Here is a 22,005-nt window from a genome sequence, read left to right on the forward strand (position 1 = left end):
TGGGGATCCAATCCGGTCGGAGCCCTGCTCCGACCTTCCGTTCTGACAGGGGTGTGCCGATCGAGGTGCCTAGATCGGGTAGGGGCGGCTGCCGTCCTGGACGGTGAGCCAGCGCAGATCGGTGAACTCCTCGACGACGGCGCCACTGCCGAAGCGGCCCCAGCCGGAGTGCTTGACCCCGCCGAAGGGCATGGTGGGCTCGTCGTGGACGGTCGCACCGTTGATGTGGCAGATTCCGGACTCGATACGCCGCGCCACCTTCTCGGCCGCGGCGACATCGCGGCCGAAGACCGCGGCGGACAGGCCGTACTCGGTGTCGTTGGCGACGCGGACGGCCTCGTTCGGGCCGTCGACGGCGATCACGGTGACGACCGGGCCGAAGGACTCCTCGCCGTACAGGCGCATCTCCGGCGTGACGTCCGCGACGACGGTCGGCTCCACGAGCAGCCCCTTCGCGTCGCCGCCGGTCAGCACACGAGCACCCTTCGCCCTCGCGTCAGCCACGAGCTCACGGATGCGCCGGGCCGCCGCCTCGTTGATCACCGGCCCGATCTGGGTGTCCGGGTCACGGGGGTCGCCGACCGTCAGGGCCTCGGCCCTGGCGACGAGCTTCGCCTCGAACGCGGAGGCGACGGCGCGGTCGACGACGACGCGTTCCGTGCTCATGCAGATCTGGCCCGAGTTCATGAAGGCGCCGAAGTTCGCCGCCGCGGCGGCCTCGTCCAGGTCCGCGTCGGCCAGGACGACGAACGGCGCCTTCCCACCGAGTTCGAGGAGTGTGCGCTTGAGGTAGGTGGCGGCGGCGCGGGCGATGAGGGTGCCGACACGGGTCGAGCCGGTGAAGTTCACGCGGGCCACGGCCGGGTGGGCGATCAGCGCCTCGACGACGCCGGGCGCGTCCTCCGGCTGGTTGGTGATCAGGTTGATCACGCCGTTGGGGACGCCGGCGTCGTGGATCGCCGAGGCGATGGCCGCGTGGGTGCGCGGGCACTCCTCGGACGCCTTCAGCACCACGGTGTTGCCGAGGGCGAGGGGCGCCGCGACGGCACGCGCGGCCAGGATGAGCGGCGCGTTCCACGGAGCGATGCCCGTCACGACTCCGGCCGGCCGTCGGATCGCCCTCGCCCGCAGGCCCGGGACGTGGGACTCGATCGGCACTTCCTTGTCGACCTCATGGGCCAGCGTCGCTGCGTGTCTGAACACCTCCGCCGCCAGTGCGCAGTTGAACATTCCCCAGCCGAAGGTTGCCCCGCATTCGGCTGTCATCGTGGCAGCGATGTCCGGGGCCCGTTTGTCGAGCAGGTCCGCGGCGCTGCGCAGCAGGCGGGCGCGCCCTTCGGCCGGCGTCGCAGCCCAGGCCGCGAACGCGTCGTGGGCTGCCTCCGCGGCGCGCTGGGCGTCTGCGACCGACGCCGCGGCGGCGTCGGTCGCCGCCTCGCCGGTGAACGGGTCGGTCTTCACGTACGTTCGGCCGTGTGAGGCCTGCACCCACGCGCCGTCGATCAGCAGCGGCTGCTCGAGCCCGGTGGCTCCGGTCATGGTTGTCCTCGCTCTCCCAGCGGTCTTTCACCGCGGTCGTACGCAGCGATCCGTTGCCGAGGCTTCGTCGGCAACGCGGTCGGCTCCAGCGGTCGGCCTCGGGACGCCGTCGGCTCTACGGAGGCGTCCGGTGTGGCGGGGTGGCGGGGTGGCGGTGTGAGAGTCCGTCCCGGCCGCGATCAGAAAGCCGCCATGGGGGTGGGCGCTGTCCGTTCCCCCGCCCCCACATGGTCGGGAGGTACCGTGGGCCGTGTCCAAGGACTCTCGTCAATACCTGGCATGCAGACTGGCCCGGTGCTCGCCGCTGTCGCACCACTTCTCACCGGGTGACCTGGGGCCAATACTCGGAAGACCGCCTCTGACCTGCCGGTCTGCGGAACGCGCCGAGTGAAGGGACCGCTCAATGCCGCGCGGAAACCTCCGGAAGTACGACCTCAATCTGCTCGTGGCACTGGACGCCCTGCTGCGAACACGCAACGTGACCAGGGCGGCCGAGCAACTGTGCCTGACGCAGTCGGCCATGAGCAGCGAACTGCGCCGCCTGCGGAAGATGTTCGGCGACGAGCTGCTCGTGCGCAACGGCCGCGAGAACGCGCTGACGACCCTGGCCGAAGACCTGAAAGAGCCTGTGGCCGAGATCCTGGCCCATGTGGAGCGCACGCTCGAATACCAGCCGGATTTCGACCCCGGTACCGAGCCGCGCCACTTCTCCGTGGTGATGACCGACTACACGTCGCTGATGCTGCTGCACCCTCTGTTGCAGCACGCGGCCAAGGAGGCCCCCGGAACCGGCATCTCGGTGTTTCCGTTCAACAGCACGATCGAGAGGATGCTCACCCAGGACGGCGTCGACCTCGTTGTCGCACCGACGTTCGATCTGGAGGGCATCCCTTCCCGGAAACTGTTCTCCGAACGCTACGTCTGCGTCGTCTCCGCCGACCACCCGGACGTCGGCGACGAGCTCACGGAGGAGCAGTTCGCGACCCTGCCCCGGCTCACCGTCGCATGGCGGGCGCGACCGCTGCCGCGGCCACGGGTGCGGAGCACCACATCGCCGATGCTCGGGTCGGTATGGCGCGCCAGCAGCCTTGCGGAGCGGGGCGATCCTCAGCCGGTGGACGAGAACGAGGCACCACGCACCGAGGTGACGATGGAGAACTTCACGGTGGCTCCCTTCCTCGTCAGTGGGACCCGCCTGGTGGGAGTCCTGCCCGAGCGTCTCGCGAACCGGTTCCGCGACGTGGCCGGCCTCAGGGTGCTCCAGCCGCCGGTCCCGCTCCCCGTGCTCGAGGAGACGATGTACTGGAGCCCGGTGTGGGAGAACGATCCCGCACACATCTGGCTGAGGGAGACCATGGTCTCCGTGGCCCGGGAGATCGAGTAGGACGCGGCCCGCGGTAGGTGCGGTCAGGAACTCGGCGTCCCGCCCGTGTCCAGTAGGAACGCGCCGATCGGGTCGACGACGTACCGCTCCTCGGGCTCGACGTCGAAGGCGCCCATGAGGCGCACGCCGTTGTTGTAGTAGGCGATGTTGAGCACCAACTCGACCATCTCCCTGTCGTTGAGGAACGCGGCGGCCGCGTTCCACACCGCGTCCGTGACACGGACGTTGACCGTCGACTCGTACGCCAGGCGCATCACGGCGCGCTCACGGTCGTCGAACGCGTCGGAGGTCTCGAAATCCGGGATGCTCGCGAGCTGCTCCCTGGTCGCGCCGTAGCGGTATGCGAGACCTGAGTGGTGGACGACCAGGTACTGCACGCCGGTTGCGTGACCGACCGTCAGGACCGCCAGCTCACGCAGCTTGTCGTCGATCTCGGTCCCGGCACGCAGCGCCTGCCCGTACGTCAGGGAGGCGGCGAGCACGGCGGGGGAATGGGCAGTGAGCCTGAACACGCCGCGGGCATGCTCCGGGCGCTCGGTCACCAGGCGACTCCATGCGGCCTTCGCCTCCGGTGTCGCCATGTCATCGCCATCGAGGTACTTCACTCGTGCCATCGTCGGGTCCTCTCTCGAAAGGCCGGGAAACGTCAGGACTGGTCGGGCTGCGGCAACTCGATTGAGATCGGCTGGAGTTGCTCACCGCCGACGACGACGGGCTCGGCATCGATGAGGACCCATGCGACGGTGCACGGCTTGCTGGACTCGTTCGCCCAAAGGTGGTTCGTGCCCCGCTGGATGAGGACATCACCGGTGGCCAGCACGACTCGGTCGCCGCCGTCGAGTTCGAGGACCGCCTCGCCCTCGAGGACGATGCCGTAGTCGACCGAGAGGGTGCGGTGCAGCGGCGAGCGGTGTCCCGGCTCCAGCCGGCCGATCCTGAACACCGAACCGCCCGCGAGGGTCACGCCCACCTCGCGCAGCGCGCCGTCGGCATCGTCCATGTTGTCGGCGGGCGAGGTGGCTGTCGTCCACACCAGGTTCGCGAACCGGGTCGGCCCGCTGCTCACCTCGTCGCTGACGATCACCGCTCGGCCTGTTTCGTCGTGCCCGGTCACCACGCGGCGGATCTCCGGTGCGTTCATGGCAGAAAGACATCCTTCTGTACGGTGGGGTTCAGCGGTACGAGAATTGGAAAGTCGACGTCCGTCATTGATTCTGCTGCTCAGCGGCTTGACCGAGGTAATCGGATCGGTCATGCCACATATGCGCGCAATTCATGGTGAGGGCTTCACGGGAATTCCGTGAGATGCGCCAGGCAGTTCTTTCCGCACCGAGGGCCGTCGTATTGTGCGGAGCGATGAGGCCAGGAGCGGAGGCGGCGATGGCGAACTCGTCGTCGGGGGAGACGGTCACCGAGCGGATCGTGCGCATCCTTGAAGCGTTCGACGGCGTGCGGATCTACCGTCGTCCACCGTGCACCGCATGGTGTCCGACCTCGTGGCGTGCGGGCTGCTGGAACGGGACGAGGACCAGCGTGTCCGTCTCGGTATGCGGCTGTGGGAGCTGGCGCTGCGCGGCTCCCGCGCGCTGCGCCTGCGCCAGGCGCAGCACTTCTCGTGGTGGATGACGAGCATGCTCCACCTTGAGCCCGGCGCGAGCGACTTCGACCGCCTGCGCCAGATCGGCGAACTGCGCTCGGTCGTCGAGTCACGGTCAGGCCGCGCTCACCTCGCGGAGGCGTACACCGGGTGGCCGCTGTAGGCCACAGGCCCTCGTCGCGTCCCCGGAGCTTCGCGGCGGCAGCGGAGAGGAGCGCCGCCTGACCCTGACGCAGGCCCACATCAGCGATGGATTTGTGAGCCTCACATTTCAAGTGTCAATGCTTCCCATTGCCACCGTCAATTGATCGGGCTGACCTCAAAAGGCATCTCGGCTGGCAAGGTATGCGCCCGGAGGAACTCAGAGCGGCTGTGCCGCATGGGCATCGTCCTCCTCGGCAACGTTTGTCGGGCGCTGTGAGCAACACAGTGCACTGTTGAAGCCTCTGGTTGGCGCTAGTGACCGTCTGTCAGTACGTGCCCAGCTCCAGGAGGCATGCACTCACCTAGGCGGAACCAATTGCACTCGTCCCCGCGTACGGGTTATCCGTCGCACAATCCAGGCAGCTCTGCTTCCAACTCGACCCGACCGGAACTCACCTGGATGCGACGGATCTCCAGAGAGCTGGATCGCGCGTTCTTCGGGTCCATCCTTCTCTGCTTCCTCCTGACATCCGCACCGGCTCTGCTGGGAGCTCGCGTGCTAGGCAGCAAAGTCCTGCGGACATCTCTGACCACGGGCTTTCTGCTCTGCCTGATCCAGATCCTGACGTTGCTCTGGCTCATCGGCCGGTACGAACGGCGAAGTGTCCAACGTCTGGAGCCGCTCGGACGACGTGCTCTCGCTGAATCACAGGTCACTGGACATGCGAGCAGGAACGCCACACGCCGTCCTCCGGGCCCGGAAGGAACCTGAGATGACGTCACTCGCTATCACCACCTTCGACTCCGACGGCAAGGGTTTCGTACTGGTCGGCTTCCTGATGTTCGTCGTGGTGGCCCTGTTCCTGACCACCATGGGTGGCCCGGACGAAGAGAGCACGACAGACTTCCACGTGGGATCGCGCACCCTCACCGCTCTGAAGAACGGCGTCGCTCTCTCGGGAACCTACCTGGCGACATCCCTCTTGCTGACCGTCACCGGAGCCGTGGCACTCGCCGGCTTCGACGGCATCACTCTGGCCGTCGGCCTACTGCTTTCTCTCGGCGTACTGGTCCTGATCGGCCGACCGCTCGGGCAGAGCGGTGCCCTCACCCTCGGCGACCTTTTCGCCCTGCGAGGCCCCGGCAGCGCGCCGCGGATCGCGGGTGGCGTGGCGACTCTCGTCGTCACGTTCCCGTTCTTGGTCATCCAACTCAACAACGCCGGCAGCATCACGGCCCAACTGCTCGGTCTGCCGTCGATCGGCGCGAGGCAGGTCTGTACCGTGATGCTCGGTGGACTTGTGATCCTGTGCGCCATGCTCGGCGGGATGAAGGGCCTGACCCTGGTGCAGGTCCTCAGCGCCGTGGTCACCCTCGTCTCACTGGCTGCGGCCACCTTGGCTCTCACTGCTCACTTCCACGGCGACCTCGATTCTTTGCTGGTGCACGCCGCCGAGGGCAGCGGACAGCACGATGAGTATCTGCAGCCGGGGAACCTTATGGGACGCGGCGCCGAAAGCCGGCTCGACATGTTCGGACTGCAACTGGTGCTGGTTCTGGGAACTGCCTGCATGCCGCATGTCCTTCTGCGCATGCACACGACCCCGGACGGTGCCACCGCCCGACGCTCCGTGCGTAACGCCGCCCTCATCGTGGCCGCTGTGTGCCTGATGCTCGTCCTCCTCGGACTCGGGGCCGCGGCTGTCGTAGGCGGAGCCTCGATCAGCCGCGCCGGTGGGGGTGATGCCGCGCTCTTGCTCATCTCCCATTCCCTGCTGGGCGGTTCCAGCAGCGTGTCCGGGAACCTGCTCTTCACCGCTGTGGCCTGCGCGGCATTCCTCACCGTGCTCTCGGTGGTGGGGGGCACCACCGTCGCGGCGGCCTCGTCGGTGAGCCGCGACATCTACGTCCACGCCATACGGCACGGGAAGACCGCGAGAATCGGGGAGGTTCCGGCGGCCCGCGTCTCGGTCATCGTGCTCGGCTCTTTCGGCATCATCATCGCGGCTGCCCTGCAGGGTCTCCCTGTGGCCGTCGGCGCTCAACTCGTCACGGGGCTCGCTGCGTCTTCGGTTCTGCCCGCGCTGGTGTACAGCCTCTACTGGCGTGGGTTCAACCGCACCGGACTGCTGTGGGCGATCTACGGAGGGACGGCGGTCGCTCTCACCCTTGCGGTCTCCGCGCCCTCGGTGTCCGGCGGTCCGGAGGCGATCTTCACGCACTCGGACTTCGCCTGGTTCCCGCTCCGGACCCCTGGTCTGGTGTCCATTCCCGTCGGCTTCCTCCTGGGCTTGCTGGGCAGTCGCATGGGACGTTCGCGTACCACCCCCGCTGACGAGCGACGTCGCGTCGGGGCCGAGACGCTCCTGCTCATCGGTGCCGAGGAGGAACAAAAAAACTAGCGACAGCCGGCCCTCCCGTGGCAGACCGACTGTGAGGGCGTCGCTGCTTCATGGAATTGACTCGCGGCGGTGTCCGAGTCTTGATCGGAAAAGCGAAAGTGCCTTCTGAGCTGGATGACGGGCTTGTCGAGAGCCTCTTTCATCACAGCAGGAAGGCACTTTCTGCGCGAGCCCTGCCCGGTTGCGGCTGGCCGTCGCGGACGCACTGCGTCGCTGCGGCCGGCTGGTACCGGGCACGGCCCCGACGGTATCGCGGTGGATCTCGCGGTCCTGGCCGCCGTCGGCGGTCGATGGCGGATTTGCCCCTGCTGCGCGACCGGACGGACGCGACCTACCGGGCCTGGTCCTGGACCTCGGCGCCACCATCCGCTGCCCATTGCCGTCGAGCGGCGGGTGGACGCGATCGCTGACGCGCCCACCCGTTGCTTGCGGCTGTCACCACAGGCCGGCCGGCGGCTCCATCCCGAGCCGGATCCGCCCGTAGAGCTCCGAGACGTTGTCCCATTGCAGGGCCAGTTGGTGGGATCCCGCGTTGACGTCGCGGTGTATCCGCGCCAGCGGGCTCGGGGTGAGGATGGCGCTCGCCCCGGCCGCGTCGTAGAGGCGGTTGACCGCGCTCACGGCCAGCTTGGCGGTGTAGCAGTGGTTGCGCCGGTAGCGGGCGCGGTCGATGTCGCTCAGGGTTTCGCCGCGGGCCCCGAACTCCAGCAGTTCCCGCAGGTCGGCACGGAACATGGCGACGGCCGCGTCCGCTTCCGCGGCGGATTCGGTGATCCGGAAGTGCGGGCCCGCGGTCTCGGCCGCCGCCTTTCTGTGGGGGCCGAGCTGGAAGACCCGGGTCTTCGTCAGCCGCGTGTACTCCTCCACGGCCCCCTGGGCGAGGCCGATGAGCGGTGTGGCGAGCACGGTCGGCAGGATCTGGGCCTGCGGCAGAGCGTAGGAGGCCCGGTCGTGAAGGTCGCGGGCCTCAAGGTTGGTGGACCCCGGCCAGATGGCCCGGTGTTCCGGCACGAACACCGGCTTGTCGATGACCACGCTCTTGCTTCCGGTGCCCTTGAGGCCGGCGGGGTACCAGTCGTCGAGTACGCCGAAGTCGCTGCGTGGCACCAGAAGGTAGACCGGACGCCTGCTGTTGGGGTCGATGGCGCCCAGGAAGGCCCACTCGGCGTGGTCGACACCGCTGGAGAACGGCCACCGGCCGGAGATCAGCCAGCCGCCCTTGGTGCTCTCGGTCTTTCCGCTCGGGGCGTAGGCCGAGGAACAGATGACGTCGGGTGACTGGAAATACTCGTCCTGGGCCTCCTTGCTCGCCATGCCCATCATCCAGTTGTGGCTCTGGGTGACGGTGTAGAACCATCCGGTGGCTCCGCAGCCCTGGGCAAGGCGCCAGCCGACCTCGAAGAGCGTGTCGACGTCCACGCCGTGGCCCCCGTAGGCCGCCGGAGTGGCCACCCGGATCAGGCCGGCGTCGATCAGATCACGGACCGACTCGTCCGGGACACGGCGCTCCTCCTCGGCGCGAGCGGCCCGCTCGGCCAGGACCGGAACCAGTTCCTCGGCGCGAGCGATCAGCTCGTCGGCGGTCTGCACGCCGGGGCTCGTGCTCACTGCCTGCTCAGACATGGAGCACCCCCGACTCAAGAGGAAAGCGGCTCGGCATTGGGCCTCCTTGACCATGGATTACCTCGTAGGGCGCCCACCATATTCACGAAAACGCTCCGACAGTGCTGACGATCGGTGATACCTGGAATTGCTTTCTGGAATGCGTAGGGGCCGTGGCGAACCATAAAAACCTTCCATACGCGGTATGCAGAGAAGTCGTTTCTGCATTCGTATTCCGGCTGGAACAGTGTGGGCGCGGGCGCGGCAGGCCGCGCACAGCGCGCCCAGGGAGCCGTCGCCGGCACCCGCTCCAGAACAGCCCAGCCGTCGATCAGCGAAGGACGACCATGACCGACCGCCTCCTCACCCATCTGCGGCACGTGGACCTAGCCGTGCCGGACTACGACAAGGAGCTCGACTTCTACTCCGGGGTCTGGGGGCTGACCAAGGTCGCCGAGGACTCCGGTATCTCCTTCCTGGCCGCGGAGGGCAGTCCGGAGCAGTACATCGTCCGTCTGCGCAGCGCGGACGAGAAGCGCCTGGACCTGATCTCCTACGGCGCCGCGACCACGACGGACGTGGACGCGCTCGCCGAAAAGCTGATCGCCGACGGCGTTCAGCTGATCACCGAACCGGGGCGGCAGGACACCCCGGGCGGGGGCTACGGCTTCCGGTTCTTCGACGTCGACGGGCGCACCATCGAGGTCTCCGCCGACGTGGCTCCCCGTAGGCACCGCAGGATCGAAGAACGCGAGTCGATCCCGGTGCGTCTGTCCCACGTGGTGGTCAACTCGACGGACCCGAACCGCACGCGGGACTGGTACGCCCGGCACCTCGGCTTCCAGCTCTCCGACACCATCAGCCACCCGCAGCGCGGCGACATGATGCACTTCATGCGCGTGAACGCGCAGCACCACTCGATGGCCGTCGCCCGGGGGCCGCATCTGTCCCTGCAGCACATCTCCTTCGAGATGCGCGGTCTGGACGAGTACATGCGCGGCACGGGACGGCTCCTGAGGGCGGGGGTCCGCAAGCTGTGGGGCCCGGGGCGTCATGCCGCCGGCGACAACACGTTCAGCTACTTCATCGACCCCCAGGGAAACATGGTCGAGTACACCACTGAGCTGGAGCAGCTGGACGAGGACACCTGGCACCCGCACATCTACGACCCCACCGAGCCGGACGTCATGGACCAGTGGGGCACGGCCAACAACCCGATGGAGGAAGACCTCGGCAGGCACGGCTTCAACGACCCCGACCACGGCGCCTTCGTCGCCCCGCCGGTCTGACCAGTGACTCACCAGGAGGTATCAGCGATGGGGCAGCAGCCGGAACTCAGGTTCCTGTTCGACATGACCGTCACCATGGGCGAGGGCATCGATCTCGGCCGGACACCGTACGGCGAGATCGCCTTCCAGCACGCGATCGGCGGCACCGTCTCGGGACCCCGCGTGCAGGGCGAGGTCCTCCCCGTCGGCGGCGACAAGGTCGTGGGCCGCACCGACGGCACCCGCGAACTCAACGTCCAGGCCATCATCAAGACCACCGACGACCACCACATCCTCATGTCCTACCGCGGACTGGTCCGCCCGATGCAGAGCGCCGACGGCAAGCCCGGCGTCTACTGGCGCACCGCACCCCTCTTCGAGACCGCAGCCGAGCCCTACCAGTGGCTCAACGGCGTACTCGCCGTCGGCCACGGCACCTTCGGCGACGGCCAGGTCAACTACCAGATCCACGAAGTGCTCTGAGCAAGCGCCGCCCTCGGCATGCGCTGAGTTCCCGCATCCGGCGGGAACGTCCACTATCCCCATCCCTCAGCGAGCGCACGGTCCGAAGCAGGAGACGCCAGGGCGTCGGAGTTGCCGGACGCGCACGCTCGCCGGCGACTCGAAGGAGAGTCGACCTTGAAGCATGCGTCCCTGCCCTTGCCGACGTCCGGCGTCGACCTGTTCGCCGATGACGTACTGCACGACCCGTATCCCGCGCTGCGCGAGCTGCGCGATGCCGGCCCGGCGGTCCGGCTCACGGCCTACGACGCCTGGGTCCTGCCGCGCTACGAGCATGTCCGCGCCGCCCTGGCCGACCATGAACGCTTCTCCTCGGCACATGGCGTGGGCTACGAGGACCAGTTCAACGTGCGGCAGAAGGGCTCGGTGCTGGCCAGTGACCCACCGGACCACACCCGGTTGCGGGCGGTTCTGTCGGAGAAGCTCGCTCCCAAAGCCCTGGCGAAGCTGCGCACCCGGATCGCCGCCATCGCCGACGACATGGTCGCGGACACGGTGGTAAGGGGCAGCTTCGACGCCGTCACGGACCTGGCCGCGCTGTTCCCGGTCACCGTGGTCGCCGACCTGATCGGACTGCCGGAGGACGCCCGGGACCCGCTGCTGACCTTCGCGGACGGGGCGTTCAACAGCTTCGGCCCGTTCAACGGCCGCACGGCGGCCTCCCTGCCCATGGCGGCCCAGCTGTCCGAGTACCTCACGACCGTCATGGTGCGGGACAACCTTCGTCCGGACGGCTGGGCCGCCGCCGTCTACGAGGCCGCGGACCGAGGTGACATCGAGGCGTCCTCCGTGATTCCGCTGCTGGGCGCCTACGTCGTCGCGGGCATGGACACCACGATCAACGCGATCGGCAACACGATCCTGCTCTTCGCCCGGCATCCGCAGTCCTACCAGGAGCTGCGCGCCGATCCGTCCCTGCTCGGCTCGGCTTTCGAGGAGTCGCTACGGCTGGAGTCGCCCGCCCAGGGCTTCTTCCGGCGCACCACCCAGCCGGTGGACATCGAGGGCGTCACCGTCCCGGCCGACACCAAGGTCCTGCTGTCGTTCGCCTCGGCCAACCGCGACGACCGCAAGTGGGAGCGCCCCGAGGAGTTCCTCGTCCGGCGCAACCCGGTCGACCATGTCGCCCTCGGCTACGGCGTCCACGGCTGCGCGGGCCAGGGGCTGGCCCGCATGGAAGCCCACGCGGTTCTCGGCGCGCTGGTTCGGCAGGTCTCGTCGGTCGAGCTCGCCGGCGAGCCGGTCCGCAAGCTCAACAACGTCACTCGGGGACTTGCCTCGCTCCCCGTCACGGTGCGCACACAAGGACGGTGACATGACCCGGATCCTGGTCGACCACGACCGTTGCGAGGGACACGGCCTGTGCGAGCAGACCGCTCCCGAGGTGTTCCGGCTCGACGACGAGGGCGAACTGCACCTGACCCACGAGGAGGTGGCCGCGGAGCAGCAGGGAGTCGTCGCCGCCGCCGTACGGGTGTGCCCCGTCGCGGCGTTGAGGATCCAGCCGTGAGACGGATCGCCGTGGTGGGAGGGTCCATCGCCGCGCTGACGGCGGCGCAGAGTCTGCGGGCGGAGGGGTTCCTCGGACAGGTGACCGTCCTGTCGGACGAACCTCACCAGCCCTACTCGCGCGTCCCGCTTTCCAAGGGCGTCCTCGCCGGCCGGGAGTCCGCAAAGTCGGCCCTGCTGCCCGCGCCGGGCGAGGACATCGAGTTCCACGCCGGGGCGCGGGCCGTACGGCTGGACGTCCGCGGCCGGGCGGTGACTCTGGCAGACGGCACTCGGGTGCCGTACGACGGGCTGGTCGTCGCCACCGGTGCCAGGGCACGCCGCCTGACCGGCGGCGACGACCTCGTGGTGCGCACCCTGGACGATGCCGTGGCCCTCGGCTCCCGGCTGGCCGCCGCCCGCAGCGCCATCGTGCTGGGCGGCGGGTTCCTCGGCATGGAGGTCGCCACGACCTGCCGAGCCCTGGGCATGGAGGTCACCGTGGTCGACCTCGTCCCGCCGCTGCTCAGGCTGCTCGGACCGTGGCTGGCCGACCTCGCGGTCGCGGCAGCGCGTGATCACGGCATACGGGTCCGGGTCGCGCCGGACGGCCTCACGGTGGTCGACGGACACCGTGTGCGCTGCGGCGAGTCGGTCCTGGAGGCCGATGTCGTCGTCTGCGCCGTGGGTGACGTGCCGAACACCGACTGGCTGCGGGACTCCGGCCTTCCCCTGGACGCCGGCGGCGGGCTCGTCGCCGACGCGTGCTGCCGGGTCGCTCCGGGCGTGGTCGCCGCCGGGGACGTCGTATCCCGGGAGGGGCGGCGAACTCCCCACTGGACCAACGCCGTCGAGCAGGGCCGAGCGGCCGCGGCGAGCCTGCTGCGGGGCGTGTCGGCACGGCCTTACCGTCCGGACCCGTACTTCTGGACCGAACAGTCCGGCCTGGACATCAAGATCAGCGGCGAACTGCCGCTCACCGGAACCCCGGAGGTCCTCGCCGGCTCCGTGGCCGAGCGAAGTGCGCTGCTGAGATGGCGCCACGGCGACGGCACGGCCACCGCCGTCGCCGTCAACCACCGCCTCCCAGTCGTCAAACTCAAGCGACTGGGAGGCGGAGTGCCCGCCGCCGAGTCGGCGCCGCCGGGCTCAGTCGCTGTCGGTGAGTGACTTCCGCACGAATTCCGTGATCAAGGGCGCCGCCAGTGGCCAGTAGTCGAAGACGTGGCCCTTGCCGCGCGCGGCTGCCTCGACGTGCCGCTCCCACGCGTCCTCCGGCCACGGCGGGTCGGCGACCACTGATCCGCGGATCAGGCATCCCACTTCCAGGGAGGTGCGCTTCGGGTGGTCGAGGTCGCGCTCACCCCCGCGGATGATCAGAGTCGGGGTGGTGATCCCCTCCAGCTCCTGGTCGAGCAGACCGGGGATCGTCTGTCCCGGCTTGGGCACGTAGGCGTCCAGCCAGCGCATCAGGACCTCGCGCAAGCTGCCGGGGCCCAGTTCCCGCAACCGGTCCAGATTGCCGGGCTTGGTCTCGATGAGCCCGCGCCAGTGAGGCAGTTCGGCCAGTCCGTCAACCCCCTTCTCGTTGAGGGCCACCAGCGGGTTGATGATGTACAGGCCGCCGAGGCGCAACAAGGCGAAGTTTCCGCCGGAGACGTTCCACATGACGAGTCCGGATGCCACTTCCGGGTGCTCGATCACGGTGATGAGGGAGTCCCGCGCGCCGCTGGAACCGCCGGCGAGCACGGCCGGCGCGAGGTCGAGCCGTCGTAGCAGTTCGCTCAGTACCTCCGCCCGCATGTGCGACTCGGACCTGCCCCAGAACTGGACGTCCGAGGAACCGGAGTTGGGCCGGTCCCAGAGCAGCACTCGCATGCCCTCGGCGACCAGTCGCTCGGCGAGGGGCCGCAGCCCGGGGATGTTCATGTCGAAGCGACCGCCGGGTGTGAGAACGACAGGGGTGCCGTCCGTCGGCCCGATGAGGTCGTAGACGACCTGTCCGCCGTGGATTTCGATCGAGGACAACATGCGCTTGTTTCTCCCTAGTGGAACCTGAGTCCGCCGTTGATGTGCCATACCTGGCCGGTGACCCAGTCGGCGTCGTCGCTGAGGAGGAAGGAGATCAGCTGAGCGACGTCGCTGGGCCTGCCGAGCCTCTTGATCGGACTCTTGGCGAGGGTCATCGCCTTGATCTCGTCACTGATGAACGCCTCGGCCTGCTCACTGAGCACGAGGCCGGGGCTGAGCGCGTTGGCCCGAACGCCGTGGGGGCCGTAGACGGCGGCGATGTGACGGGTGAGGGCGTTGATGCCGGCCTTGGAGGCCCCGTAGGCGGGGCGTTGGGGTTCTCCCGCGTCTGCCGCGTCGGAGGACATGTTGACGATGGAACCGCCACCGGCGGCGATGAGGTGCGGGATGGCGTGCTTGTTGATGAGCGCGTAGCTGGTGAGGTTCGCGCGCAGCGTCCTCTCCCAGTTGGCGAGGTCCATGTCGACCAGAGGTCTGTCGTTGCTCATGGTGGCGATCGATGTGTCGGCGGCGATGTTGGCGACTCCGTCAAGTCCTCCGAAAGCGGCGACGGCGTCGGCCACGAGGGATTCGATCGAGCTCGGGTCGAGGAGGTCGAAGCGCTCCGCTCGCGCGGTTCCGCCGGCCTCGGAGATCTCCTGTGCCACCGTCTTCGCCCCGACGAGGTCGATGTCGCCCAGGAAGACCTTCGCACCCTCCGCTCCCAGGCGGCGGGCCGTTGCCGCACCGATCCCCGCAGCGCCCCCCGCGACCAGAATTCTCTTTCCTTCGAGTTCACCCACGGCCTTCTCCTTCGAAGTCCTGGACCGAGAGCCGCGCGGGTTCACGCGCCGCCTGCGACGGTGGGGTCGAGTTCGCGGTTCAGTCCGGCGCCGGACCGGAGTTCCTCCGTGGCCTCCAGCCAGTCCGCGTCCGCGGGCAGGACGATTCCGCCCGAGCGCTGCCGGTAGACCGTCGGATCGTCGAGGCCGGGCGGGGTGGTCCCCTTGTCGCGCAGGGCGGCGATCGCGCGCAGCATCCGGCGCCGGACGCGGATGACCATGACGTCCGCGCTGCCCAGGTGCTCGTGGGTGCGGTCGACGATGCCGCCCATGCTCTCGGTGATGGCCTGGTCCTCGACCGTCACGCCGGTGATGCCGGTGAAGCTGTCCCCGCGCAGCTGCGCGTCGCGGTCGATGAAGTAGTCGTTGTGCTTGTTGGGGGCGAGCCGGAAACGCCCGTACCAGTCGGGGGTGTTCGGCAGGGTGGCCCAGGCCTCCTTCTCCCGTGTCGTGATGCCGAGGCCCTGGGTGGCGGGAGCCGCGTGCCGCACGCCCTGCGGCTCGCTGTGGAACGCCATGGTGTGGGTGTCGTCCATGGGGACCCAGGCCCGGAAACCGCACTTGGTACCGAGGACACCGGTGGGGATCATCGTGAAGAAGGGGAAGAGGAAGTGGGCGAACCGCCAGTAGGTCTTCTCCGGGGAGCCGGCGTTGCGGTAGGCGCCGTAGGTGGCGCCGTACCCGGTGTCCAGGACCTTGTAGCGGGGTGCGCGGTCCTCGATGGTGTAACGCAGGAAGCTGCCCTCGGGGGCGTCCTCGGCATCCGCGTGTCCGACGTGCAGGAAACCGAAGTGACTGGTGTCGATGTCGCCTTCGAGTGACTGCAGCCAGTTGCACTCGCGCTGGAACGCCCACGACTCCACGGGCGTGTCGGTGTCGTCGAACCACTCGAACCCGGGCATCGGCGGGGGCGTCTCTCGGGGACCGAGATAGGCCCACACCAGTCCGCCCGCCTCGCGGCACGGGTAGGTGCGAGCGCGTACGCGGTCCTTGAAGTTGCTCTCGACGGGTTCGTTCGGCATGTCGAGGCAGGTGCCGTCGGGGGCGAACTTCCAGCCGTGGTAGACGCAGCGCAGTCCCTCCTCCTCTCCGGTCGCCTCGTTGCGGGCGAAGAACAGCGACGCCCCGCGGTGCGGACAGTTCTCCGCGATCAGCCCCGGCTTTCCGCCGCGGCTGCGGAAGCCGATGAGGCGCTCGCCTAGGACGAGGATGCGCACCGGGGCGCCGCCGGAGACGAGCTCGGAGGCGAGAGCCACAGGTACCCAGTACTCGCGCATGAGGTTGCCCATGGGCGTGCCGGGGCCGACGCGGCAGAGGGCGTCGTTGTCCGTTTCCTTCAGCACTGTGCGGGTCCTTTCGATGGCGGAAAGTGTCCTCGATGAATGTCTTCAATATTGAAGACACTGCTTGGTAGTGTCAACGTCGCGACGCGAACGAGAGAGGTGAAGTCCGATGGAAGAGCAGGACGTGCCGGCTGTGCCCTACGTGCTGGACGTGTCCACACGCCGCACCGAGTCCGGGGAGTGGGTGTGCCGGCTGGAGTACCCGGAACTGCCCGGGTGCGTCGCGGAGCGGCGAGACGTGTTCGAGGCGCTGGACGAGGTCGAACGGCGCCGCGAGGCCTGGCTGAACGGGCGCCGGTCCGCCGGACTCCCGGTGCCGACACCACGAGCCGCTCTTCCGGTCTGAGGGGGATGACATGTCCGAACTGACGCTTGCCGGATCGGACCGGCCGAGCACGGTGTCCGTGGAACGGTGGCTGGTGGTGGCGGAGCACGTCGAAGAGGCCGACGGGGTCGTGTCCTTGACGCTGCGGGCGGAGGACGGGCTGCCGCTGCCGCCCTGGCTGCCCGGTGCCCACTGCGAGGTGGAGGTGAACGGCGGGCTGCGGCGGCAGTACTCGCTGTGCGGCCGTCCGTCGGACCCGGCCTGGAGGATTGCGGTACTGCGCGAGCCCGCGTCGCGGGGCGGGTCGCGGTGGCTCCACGACGAGGCCGCGGCCGGTACCCGTCTGCGCGTCACCGAGTTGCGCAACCACTTCCCCTACGAGGGTCCGGGGCCGGTCGTCTTCGTCGCGGGCGGCATCGGGATCACTCCGCTCCTGCCGATGCTCGCCGTGGCCGAGGAGTCGGGGGTGCCGTGGAAGCTGCACTACGCGGGACGCAGCCGGGAGTCCATGGCTTTCCTCGGCGAGTTGGCCGCGTACACGGGGCGCGTCGAGCTGTACCCCTCCGACACGGGGCACCACCTCGACGTCGACCAGGTGGCCCGCGAGCTCCCGGCGGGAGCCCGGGTGTACGCCTGTGGCCCGGCCCGTCTGCTCGACGCGTTGGAGCAGGGGCTGGCGGCGACGTCCGCCGCACTGCGCACCGAACGGTTCCGCGGCGTCGAGGTGGACAGCTCCGGTGACCGGCCGTTCCTCGTGCGGTGCGCACGTTCCGAGACCGACGTCGAGGTCAAGGCGGACCAGAGCATCCTCGCCGCGCTGGCCGAGGCAGGGGTGGCCCAGACCTCGCAGTGCGAGGAGGGGGTGTGCGGCTCGTGCGAGACGGCCGTGCTGGACGGGGTTCCCGAGCACCGGGACCTGCTGCTGACCGACGAGGAACGAGCGGAGAACACGACGATGATGATCTGTGTGTCGCGCGCCCGGAGTCCTCGGCTCGTGCTCGACGTCTGAGGTGGTGGGACGCTCAGTAGGATCGGGTTCATGGTTACCTTCGCCCGTCCCGCCAGCCGCACCACGGCCAAGGTGCTCGACAGCGTACGGGCCGCGATCCTCTCCGGTGAGCTGGCACCCGGCGAGCAGGTCCGGCAGCAGGTGTGGGCCGAGCGGTGCGGGGTCAGCCGGCCCCCGGTCCGGGAGGCCCTGGAGATCCTCAGCAACGAGGGCCTGCTCGTGCACGGCCTGAACCAGGGATATTTCGTCACGAAATTCAGCACCGACGAGATGGACCAGCTCTACACGATGCGCCACCTGCTGGAACTGGAGGCGATCCGCACCCTCGTCTGGCCCGAGGCGGACACGCTGGCCGACCTGCGGAGGCGGGCCCACGAGATCGAGTCGGCGGCCGACGCCGGCCGCCCGGACTTCGCGATGCAGGCGGTGGCGGAGTTCTTCCTGGAGATCTACCGGCTGTGTCCGCGCAAACTCATCGTGGCCGAGATCGAGCGACTCTGGATCAGAACGGCCGCGTACCGGGCGCTCAACTACGACGTGATGGCGGCCCCACGAGGTGTCGATCTGCGCTTCCAGGAGGTCATCGACGCGCTTGGGGCACAGGACCGTGACGCCCTGGCCGAGTTGCTGCAACGCCCCACCCTGCGCGGTATGCGACGCGCGCGGGGCGGGGCGGAGGAGCCGGTGGCACGATCCGTACCGACCGCCTGATGCCGTAGCTACCGTTGAACGAAGCCTCATGCGTGTCAGCGACGGGTGAATCCGCCGTCGACGGCGATGATCTGGCCGGTGATGAACGCCGCCTCGTCCGACGCGAGGAACGCGATCGTGTTGGCGACGTCCTCCGGTGTCTGCGATCGCTGCAGGTCCTGCTGTTGTGCGATCTCGTCGAAGAACTCCTGGGGCAGTATCCGGACCGCCTTGGCGGTCCGGACCAGGCTGGGGGCGACCGCGTTGGCGGTGACCTCGTAGGGTGCCAGGTTCGTCGCCAGCGCATGGGTGAGTCCGTGGATGGCGGCCTTCGAGGAGATGTACGCGACGAAGGACGGCGGGGCCTTCCAGTAGCTCGCCGACGCCATGTTGATCACCCGACCCGCGGGGGAGCGCTTGAGGTGGTCGAGGAACGCCCTGGTGGTCAGGAACGCGCCGTCGACGTTGACCGAGAAGGTCTGCCGCCACTGCTCGTACGTCACGTTGTCGATGTCGCCCAACGGCGCGGCGACCGCGTTGTTCACGACGATGTCGGCGGGGCCCAGCGCCTCGCGCACCTGGTCGGCGAAGCCACGTATCTGCTCCTCGTCGGATATGTCGACCTTCGCGCTGAAGAACCGTCGCCCGTTGGCCTCGACCAGCCCCCTCGTCTCCTCCGCCGGGATGATGTCGGCGACCGCGATGTCGGCGCCCTCGGACGCCAGCTTGCGAGCGGTCGCCTGACCGATTCCGCCACTGGCGCCGGTTATTACGGCGATCCTGCCCGTCAGACGACCGGCCATGACTCAACTCCTCTTGTTCCGCAGGTGGTTCGGCGATCAGACGTACTGCCGGGTCACGATGGTCGCGACGCAGGCCGGCTTGGTGCCCCCCTCGACCTCGAAGGTGACGGTCTGGCGGATCTGGATGCCGCCCTTGACGTCGGTGACCTCGTCGATCACCGTCCTTGCCCGCAGCTTGGCGCCCACCGGCACGGGAGCGGGAAAGCGGACCTTCTCGGTGCCGTAGTTCACGCCCATGGAGAAGCCGGTGTAGCGCGCCAGTTGGGGCAGAAACCGCGGGACGAGCGAGAGGGTGAGATAGCCGTGGGCGATCGGCCCGCCGAACGGGCTTTCCTTCTCGGCCCGTTCGACGTCGACGTGGATCCACTGGTGGTCACCGGTGGCGTCGGCGAAGAGGTTCACCATGTCCTGGGTGACCTCGATCCACTCGGTGGGGCCGAGCTCCTCGCCCACCAGGGCCTTGGCGGCCTCGACGCCCTCGACGGTGCGGGTGGTCATGTCTTCTCCTGTCGTCATGTGTTCCGGACTGCGGACCGGGCGGCCTCACGCGCCCAGTTCAGGTCGGCTTTGCCGGAGGGGCTGCGCTTGACCTCGTCGACCACGACAAGCTCGCGCGGGCGCTTGTGGTCGGCCAGTTGTTCGCCGACGTGCGCGCGGGCCTCCTGTTCGGTGAGCGTGGCACCGGCCCGCAGGGCCACCACGGCGACGATTCGCGAGCCCCACCGCGGATCCGGGGCGGCCACGACGATCGCGTCCCGGACGGCCGGGTGCGTCAGCAGGGCCTCCTCGACCTCCTCGGCGTGGACCTTCTCGCCGCCGGTGTTGATGACCCGGCTGCCGCGGCCGTGGAAGATCACGGTGCCGTCGGTCTCCAGGCTGGCCATGTCGCCGGGCACGACCCAGCGCTCGCCGTCGATCTCGAAGAACGTGGCGGCGGTCGCGGCGTCGTCGCCCTGGTAGCGGGCGCTCTCGTGGGCCCGCGCGGCGAGCAGTCCGACCTGGCCGGAACCGGGAACGACGTCCCCGCCCTTGTCGTCGATGACCCGCGCGCCGGGCCACAGCATGAATCGCGACGTCGCCGCCGAGTCTCCGCGCCGCGTGTCCTGCAGTGCGAAGGGACCGCCCTCGGAGGCCGTGACCGTGTCACGGCACAGCACGTCGGCGTGCCGGAGCAGCCGCTTCTTGACCTCGGCACTCCAGGTCATGCCGAAGCTGATCACCCGCTTCAGGCTGGTCAGGTCGTACGGGCGGCCGTCCGCCTCGGCGGCGTCCAGCGCGTCGGCCAGTGGCCGGGCGAAGACGTCACCGACGATCGCGACGGTGTCCACGCGCTCGCGCTCGATCGTGGCCGCCAGCTCGTCGGAGTCGTAGGACTTCGACGGCAACAGGACCACACGGCCACCGCTCACCAGTGCTCCCAGCGCGGTGTACATGCCGGTGGCGTGCATGAGCGGGGGCGTGGACACGCACACCATGACGTCCCGGTCCAGTCCGGACGTAGTCAAGGCGTCACACAATTCCTGAAGGCTTGACGGGGGCGGGCCCAGCAGGGAGACCTGGGAACCCCAGGCGAGGGTGAACAGCCGGGAGTGGCGCACCAGCACGCCCTTGGGCTTGCCGGTGGTGCCGCCGGTGTACGTCAGCCAGTGGTCGTTGCCGCGTGGGATCCGCAGGGCGGGCTCGGCCGCAGCGACCTCCCGCTCGAAGCCGAGGGCCCACTCCGGCAGCTTGCCGTCCCCGACCTGCAGCAGCGTGGCCAGCCGGGGCAGTTCCGTGTGAGCCTCGCCGAACCGCTCGGCCAGGGAAGCGTCGAAGACCACCGCCTCGGCCTGCGCGTCACCGAGTACCTGCACGAGCTCGTCGCTGCGGTAGCGGTAGTTGACGTTGACCGGCACGGCTCGCAGCTTGAGGGTGGCGAACACGGCCTCCAGGTACTCGATGCCGTTGTAGAGGGCTACCGCCACCCGGGACTCAGGGCCTACGCCCCGAGCGGCCAGGACGGCCGCCAGCCGGGCGGCCCGGTCGTCGAACTCGGCCCACGTCCGGGTCCGGTCGCCGTGACTGACGGCGAGCCGGCCCCGGCGCAAATCCCCGACCATCTCCAGGAGGGTCGCGAAGTTCTCGTCAAGGGTCGTGATGCTCTCGCTCACGCCTCAGCCGCGCCCTTCAGCCCGAACAGCCGCGCCGCGTTCTCCTTGAGGATCTTCGGGCGCACCTCGTCCTTGATGGCGATGTTGGCGAAGTCCCGCATCCACCGCTCCGGCGTGATCAGCGGGAAGTCGGAGCCGAACAGCACCTTGTCCTTCAGCAGGGTGTTGGCGTACTGCACCAGCTGCGGCGGGAAGTACTTCGGCGACCAGCCGGACAGGTCGATGTACACCTGCGGCTTGTGCGTGGCCACCGACAGCGCCTCGTCCTGCCAGGGGAACGACGGATGGGCCAGGATGATCGGCATGTCCGGGAAGTCGACGGCGACGTCGTCGATGTACATGGGGTTGGAGTACTTCAGCCGGATGCCGCCACCGCCTGGCCGACCTGCGCCCACGCCGGTCTGCCCCGTGTGGAACAGGGCGATCAGATTGTGCTCGGCGATGACCTCGTACAGCGGGTAGGCCAGCCGGTCGTTCGGGAAGAACGCCTGCGTGTTGGGGTGGAACTTGAAGCCGCGCACGCCGTACTCGGTGATCAGCCGGCGGGCCGCCCGTACGCCGGCCGCGCCCCGGTGGGGGTCGATGCTGGCGAACGGGATGATCACATCGCTGTGCTCGGCGGCGAGTTCGGCGACTTCCTCGTTGGTCGGCACCGGCTCCTCACCGGTCTGCGAGATGCTGTCGACACCGAAGGCGACCGCGGCCATCCGGCGTTGCCGGTAGTAGTCGGCCAGCTCCGGCAGCGAGTAGCGCGGCATCGTCCCGATGCCGAAGTACTCGCCCATGCCCTCGGCGTTCGGGGCGTGCGCGGCCCCTCGGACGGACTTGTGCACATGGGCGTGGACGTCGATCGCGTCCAGCGCGTCCAGGTCGAGGTCGGGCATGGT

The 22,005-nt window shown here is 68.9% G+C and carries 22 protein-coding genes and 1 pseudogene; 11 read left to right on the plus strand and 12 right to left on the minus strand.

Annotation, left to right across the window (positions count from 1 at the left end; genetic code table 11):
* Nucleotides 1-69: 69 nt before the first annotated feature.
* Nucleotides 70-1,539, minus strand: a complete 1,470-nt coding sequence (locus tag OG852_RS39320) for an aldehyde dehydrogenase family protein (RefSeq protein ID WP_330350363.1) — start codon at nucleotides 1,537-1,539, stop codon at nucleotides 70-72.
* A 403-nt stretch (nucleotides 1,540-1,942) separates the two neighbouring features.
* Between OG852_RS39320 and OG852_RS39325 the strand changes: the two genes are divergently transcribed.
* Entirely contained in the window at nucleotides 1,943-2,923 is a 981-nt protein-coding gene (locus OG852_RS39325; RefSeq protein ID WP_330350364.1) for a LysR family transcriptional regulator, read from the plus strand.
* Between the two features lie 23 nt (nucleotides 2,924-2,946).
* Here the strand turns inward: OG852_RS39325 and OG852_RS39330 are convergent, their stop codons facing one another.
* The 3 genes from OG852_RS39330 to OG852_RS39340 form a co-directional block, all read right to left on the minus strand.
* The gene (locus OG852_RS39330; protein WP_330350365.1) at nucleotides 2,947-3,537 is read right to left on the minus strand and encodes a carboxymuconolactone decarboxylase family protein; all 591 of its coding nucleotides are present in this window, start codon (nucleotides 3,535-3,537) and stop codon (nucleotides 2,947-2,949) included.
* A 32-nt stretch (nucleotides 3,538-3,569) separates the two neighbouring features.
* Nucleotides 3,570-4,064, minus strand: coding sequence for a cupin domain-containing protein (locus OG852_RS39335; protein ID WP_330350366.1), 495 nt, complete (start codon nucleotides 4,062-4,064; stop codon nucleotides 3,570-3,572).
* 64 nt (nucleotides 4,065-4,128) lie between these two features.
* Nucleotides 4,129-4,353, minus strand: coding sequence for a hypothetical protein (locus OG852_RS39340; RefSeq protein WP_133916378.1), 225 nt, complete (start codon nucleotides 4,351-4,353; stop codon nucleotides 4,129-4,131).
* 27 nt (nucleotides 4,354-4,380) lie between these two features.
* Between OG852_RS39340 and OG852_RS39345 the strand changes: the two are divergent.
* Both OG852_RS39345 and OG852_RS39350 read left to right on the plus strand, forming a co-directional pair.
* A pseudogene (locus tag OG852_RS39345) lies at nucleotides 4,381-4,683 on the plus strand (helix-turn-helix domain-containing protein); the annotation flags it as partial.
* Nucleotides 4,684-5,326: 643 nt separating this feature from the next.
* Nucleotides 5,327-7,066, plus strand: coding sequence for a sodium/solute symporter (locus tag OG852_RS39350; protein WP_330350367.1), 1,740 nt, complete (start codon nucleotides 5,327-5,329; stop codon nucleotides 7,064-7,066).
* 435 nt (nucleotides 7,067-7,501) lie between these two features.
* On the opposite strand, the gene OG852_RS39355 is transcribed toward OG852_RS39350, so the two are convergent.
* Nucleotides 7,502-8,689: an acyl-CoA dehydrogenase family protein gene (locus tag OG852_RS39355; RefSeq protein ID WP_330350368.1), complete on the minus strand. Its 1,188-nt coding sequence runs from the start codon at nucleotides 8,687-8,689 to the stop codon at nucleotides 7,502-7,504.
* 326 nt (nucleotides 8,690-9,015) lie between these two features.
* Between OG852_RS39355 and OG852_RS39360 the strand changes: the two genes are divergently transcribed.
* The 5 genes from OG852_RS39360 (at nucleotide 9,016) to OG852_RS39380 (ending at nucleotide 13,116) form a co-directional block, all read left to right on the plus strand.
* On the plus strand, nucleotides 9,016-9,957 hold the full coding sequence (locus tag OG852_RS39360) for a VOC family protein (protein ID WP_330350369.1): 942 nt from the start codon (nucleotides 9,016-9,018) through the stop codon (nucleotides 9,955-9,957).
* A gap of 27 nt (nucleotides 9,958-9,984) precedes the next feature.
* A complete protein-coding gene (locus OG852_RS39365; RefSeq protein WP_330350370.1) occupies nucleotides 9,985-10,419 on the plus strand; it encodes a DUF3237 domain-containing protein in 435 nt (144 codons plus the stop codon).
* Nucleotides 10,420-10,575: 156 nt separating this feature from the next.
* A complete protein-coding gene (locus OG852_RS39370) occupies nucleotides 10,576-11,772 on the plus strand; it encodes a cytochrome P450 (RefSeq protein WP_330350371.1) in 1,197 nt (398 codons plus the stop codon).
* A gap of 1 nt (nucleotide 11,773) precedes the next feature.
* On the plus strand, nucleotides 11,774-11,968 hold the full coding sequence (locus OG852_RS39375) for a ferredoxin (protein ID WP_330350372.1): 195 nt from the start codon (nucleotides 11,774-11,776) through the stop codon (nucleotides 11,966-11,968).
* Nucleotides 11,965-13,116, plus strand: a complete 1,152-nt coding sequence (locus OG852_RS39380) for an NAD(P)/FAD-dependent oxidoreductase (protein ID WP_330350373.1) — start codon at nucleotides 11,965-11,967, stop codon at nucleotides 13,114-13,116. The genes OG852_RS39375 and OG852_RS39380 overlap by 4 nt, the downstream gene beginning before the upstream one ends.
* Here the strand turns inward: OG852_RS39380 and OG852_RS39385 are convergent.
* The 3 genes from OG852_RS39385 to OG852_RS39395 are packed head-to-tail and all read right to left on the minus strand — an operon-like array spanning nucleotide 13,096 to nucleotide 16,141.
* Nucleotides 13,096-13,977, minus strand: a complete 882-nt coding sequence (locus OG852_RS39385; protein ID WP_330350374.1) for an alpha/beta fold hydrolase — start codon at nucleotides 13,975-13,977, stop codon at nucleotides 13,096-13,098. The genes OG852_RS39380 and OG852_RS39385 overlap by 21 nt on opposite strands.
* Before the next feature lie 14 nt (nucleotides 13,978-13,991).
* Nucleotides 13,992-14,759, minus strand: a complete 768-nt coding sequence (locus OG852_RS39390; RefSeq protein ID WP_330350375.1) for an SDR family NAD(P)-dependent oxidoreductase — start codon at nucleotides 14,757-14,759, stop codon at nucleotides 13,992-13,994.
* A gap of 41 nt (nucleotides 14,760-14,800) precedes the next feature.
* Complete coding sequence (locus tag OG852_RS39395; RefSeq protein WP_330350376.1) at nucleotides 14,801-16,141, minus strand: Rieske 2Fe-2S domain-containing protein; 1,341 nt, start codon at nucleotides 16,139-16,141, stop codon at nucleotides 14,801-14,803.
* 109 nt (nucleotides 16,142-16,250) lie between these two features.
* On the opposite strand from OG852_RS39395, the gene OG852_RS39400 reads away from it, so the two are divergent.
* From OG852_RS39400 to OG852_RS39410, 3 genes are read left to right on the plus strand one after another with little or no spacing between them, the layout of a single operon-like run.
* Nucleotides 16,251-16,487: a type II toxin-antitoxin system HicB family antitoxin gene (locus OG852_RS39400; protein ID WP_330350377.1), complete on the plus strand. Its 237-nt coding sequence runs from the start codon at nucleotides 16,251-16,253 to the stop codon at nucleotides 16,485-16,487.
* Between the two features lie 10 nt (nucleotides 16,488-16,497).
* Nucleotides 16,498-17,475, plus strand: a complete 978-nt coding sequence (locus OG852_RS39405) for a PDR/VanB family oxidoreductase (RefSeq protein WP_330350378.1) — start codon at nucleotides 16,498-16,500, stop codon at nucleotides 17,473-17,475.
* A 30-nt stretch (nucleotides 17,476-17,505) separates the two neighbouring features.
* Entirely contained in the window at nucleotides 17,506-18,186 is a 681-nt protein-coding gene (locus OG852_RS39410; RefSeq protein WP_133916366.1) for a GntR family transcriptional regulator, read from the plus strand.
* Nucleotides 18,187-18,221: 35 nt separating this feature from the next.
* Here the strand turns inward: OG852_RS39410 and OG852_RS39415 are convergent, their stop codons facing one another.
* Genes OG852_RS39415 through OG852_RS39430 form a run of 4 tightly spaced genes read right to left on the minus strand, consistent with a single transcriptional unit; the run spans nucleotide 18,222 to nucleotide 22,002 of the window.
* Nucleotides 18,222-18,968 carry an SDR family NAD(P)-dependent oxidoreductase gene (locus OG852_RS39415; protein ID WP_330350379.1) on the minus strand — a complete coding sequence of 249 codons (747 nt, stop codon included), beginning with the start codon at nucleotides 18,966-18,968 and terminating at the stop codon, nucleotides 18,222-18,224.
* Nucleotides 18,969-19,004: 36 nt separating this feature from the next.
* A complete protein-coding gene (locus OG852_RS39420) occupies nucleotides 19,005-19,466 on the minus strand; it encodes a MaoC family dehydratase (protein ID WP_133916364.1) in 462 nt (153 codons plus the stop codon).
* Between the two features lie 14 nt (nucleotides 19,467-19,480).
* Nucleotides 19,481-21,118, minus strand: a complete 1,638-nt coding sequence (locus OG852_RS39425) for an AMP-binding protein (RefSeq protein WP_330350380.1) — start codon at nucleotides 21,116-21,118, stop codon at nucleotides 19,481-19,483.
* Nucleotides 21,115-22,002, minus strand: coding sequence for an amidohydrolase family protein (locus tag OG852_RS39430; protein WP_133916363.1), 888 nt, complete (start codon nucleotides 22,000-22,002; stop codon nucleotides 21,115-21,117). The genes OG852_RS39425 and OG852_RS39430 overlap by 4 nt, the downstream gene beginning before the upstream one ends.
* Nucleotides 22,003-22,005 lie beyond the last annotated feature (3 nt).

The organism is Streptomyces sp. NBC_00582, assembly GCF_036345155.1.
Lineage (GTDB): Bacteria > Actinomycetota > Actinomycetes > Streptomycetales > Streptomycetaceae > Streptomyces.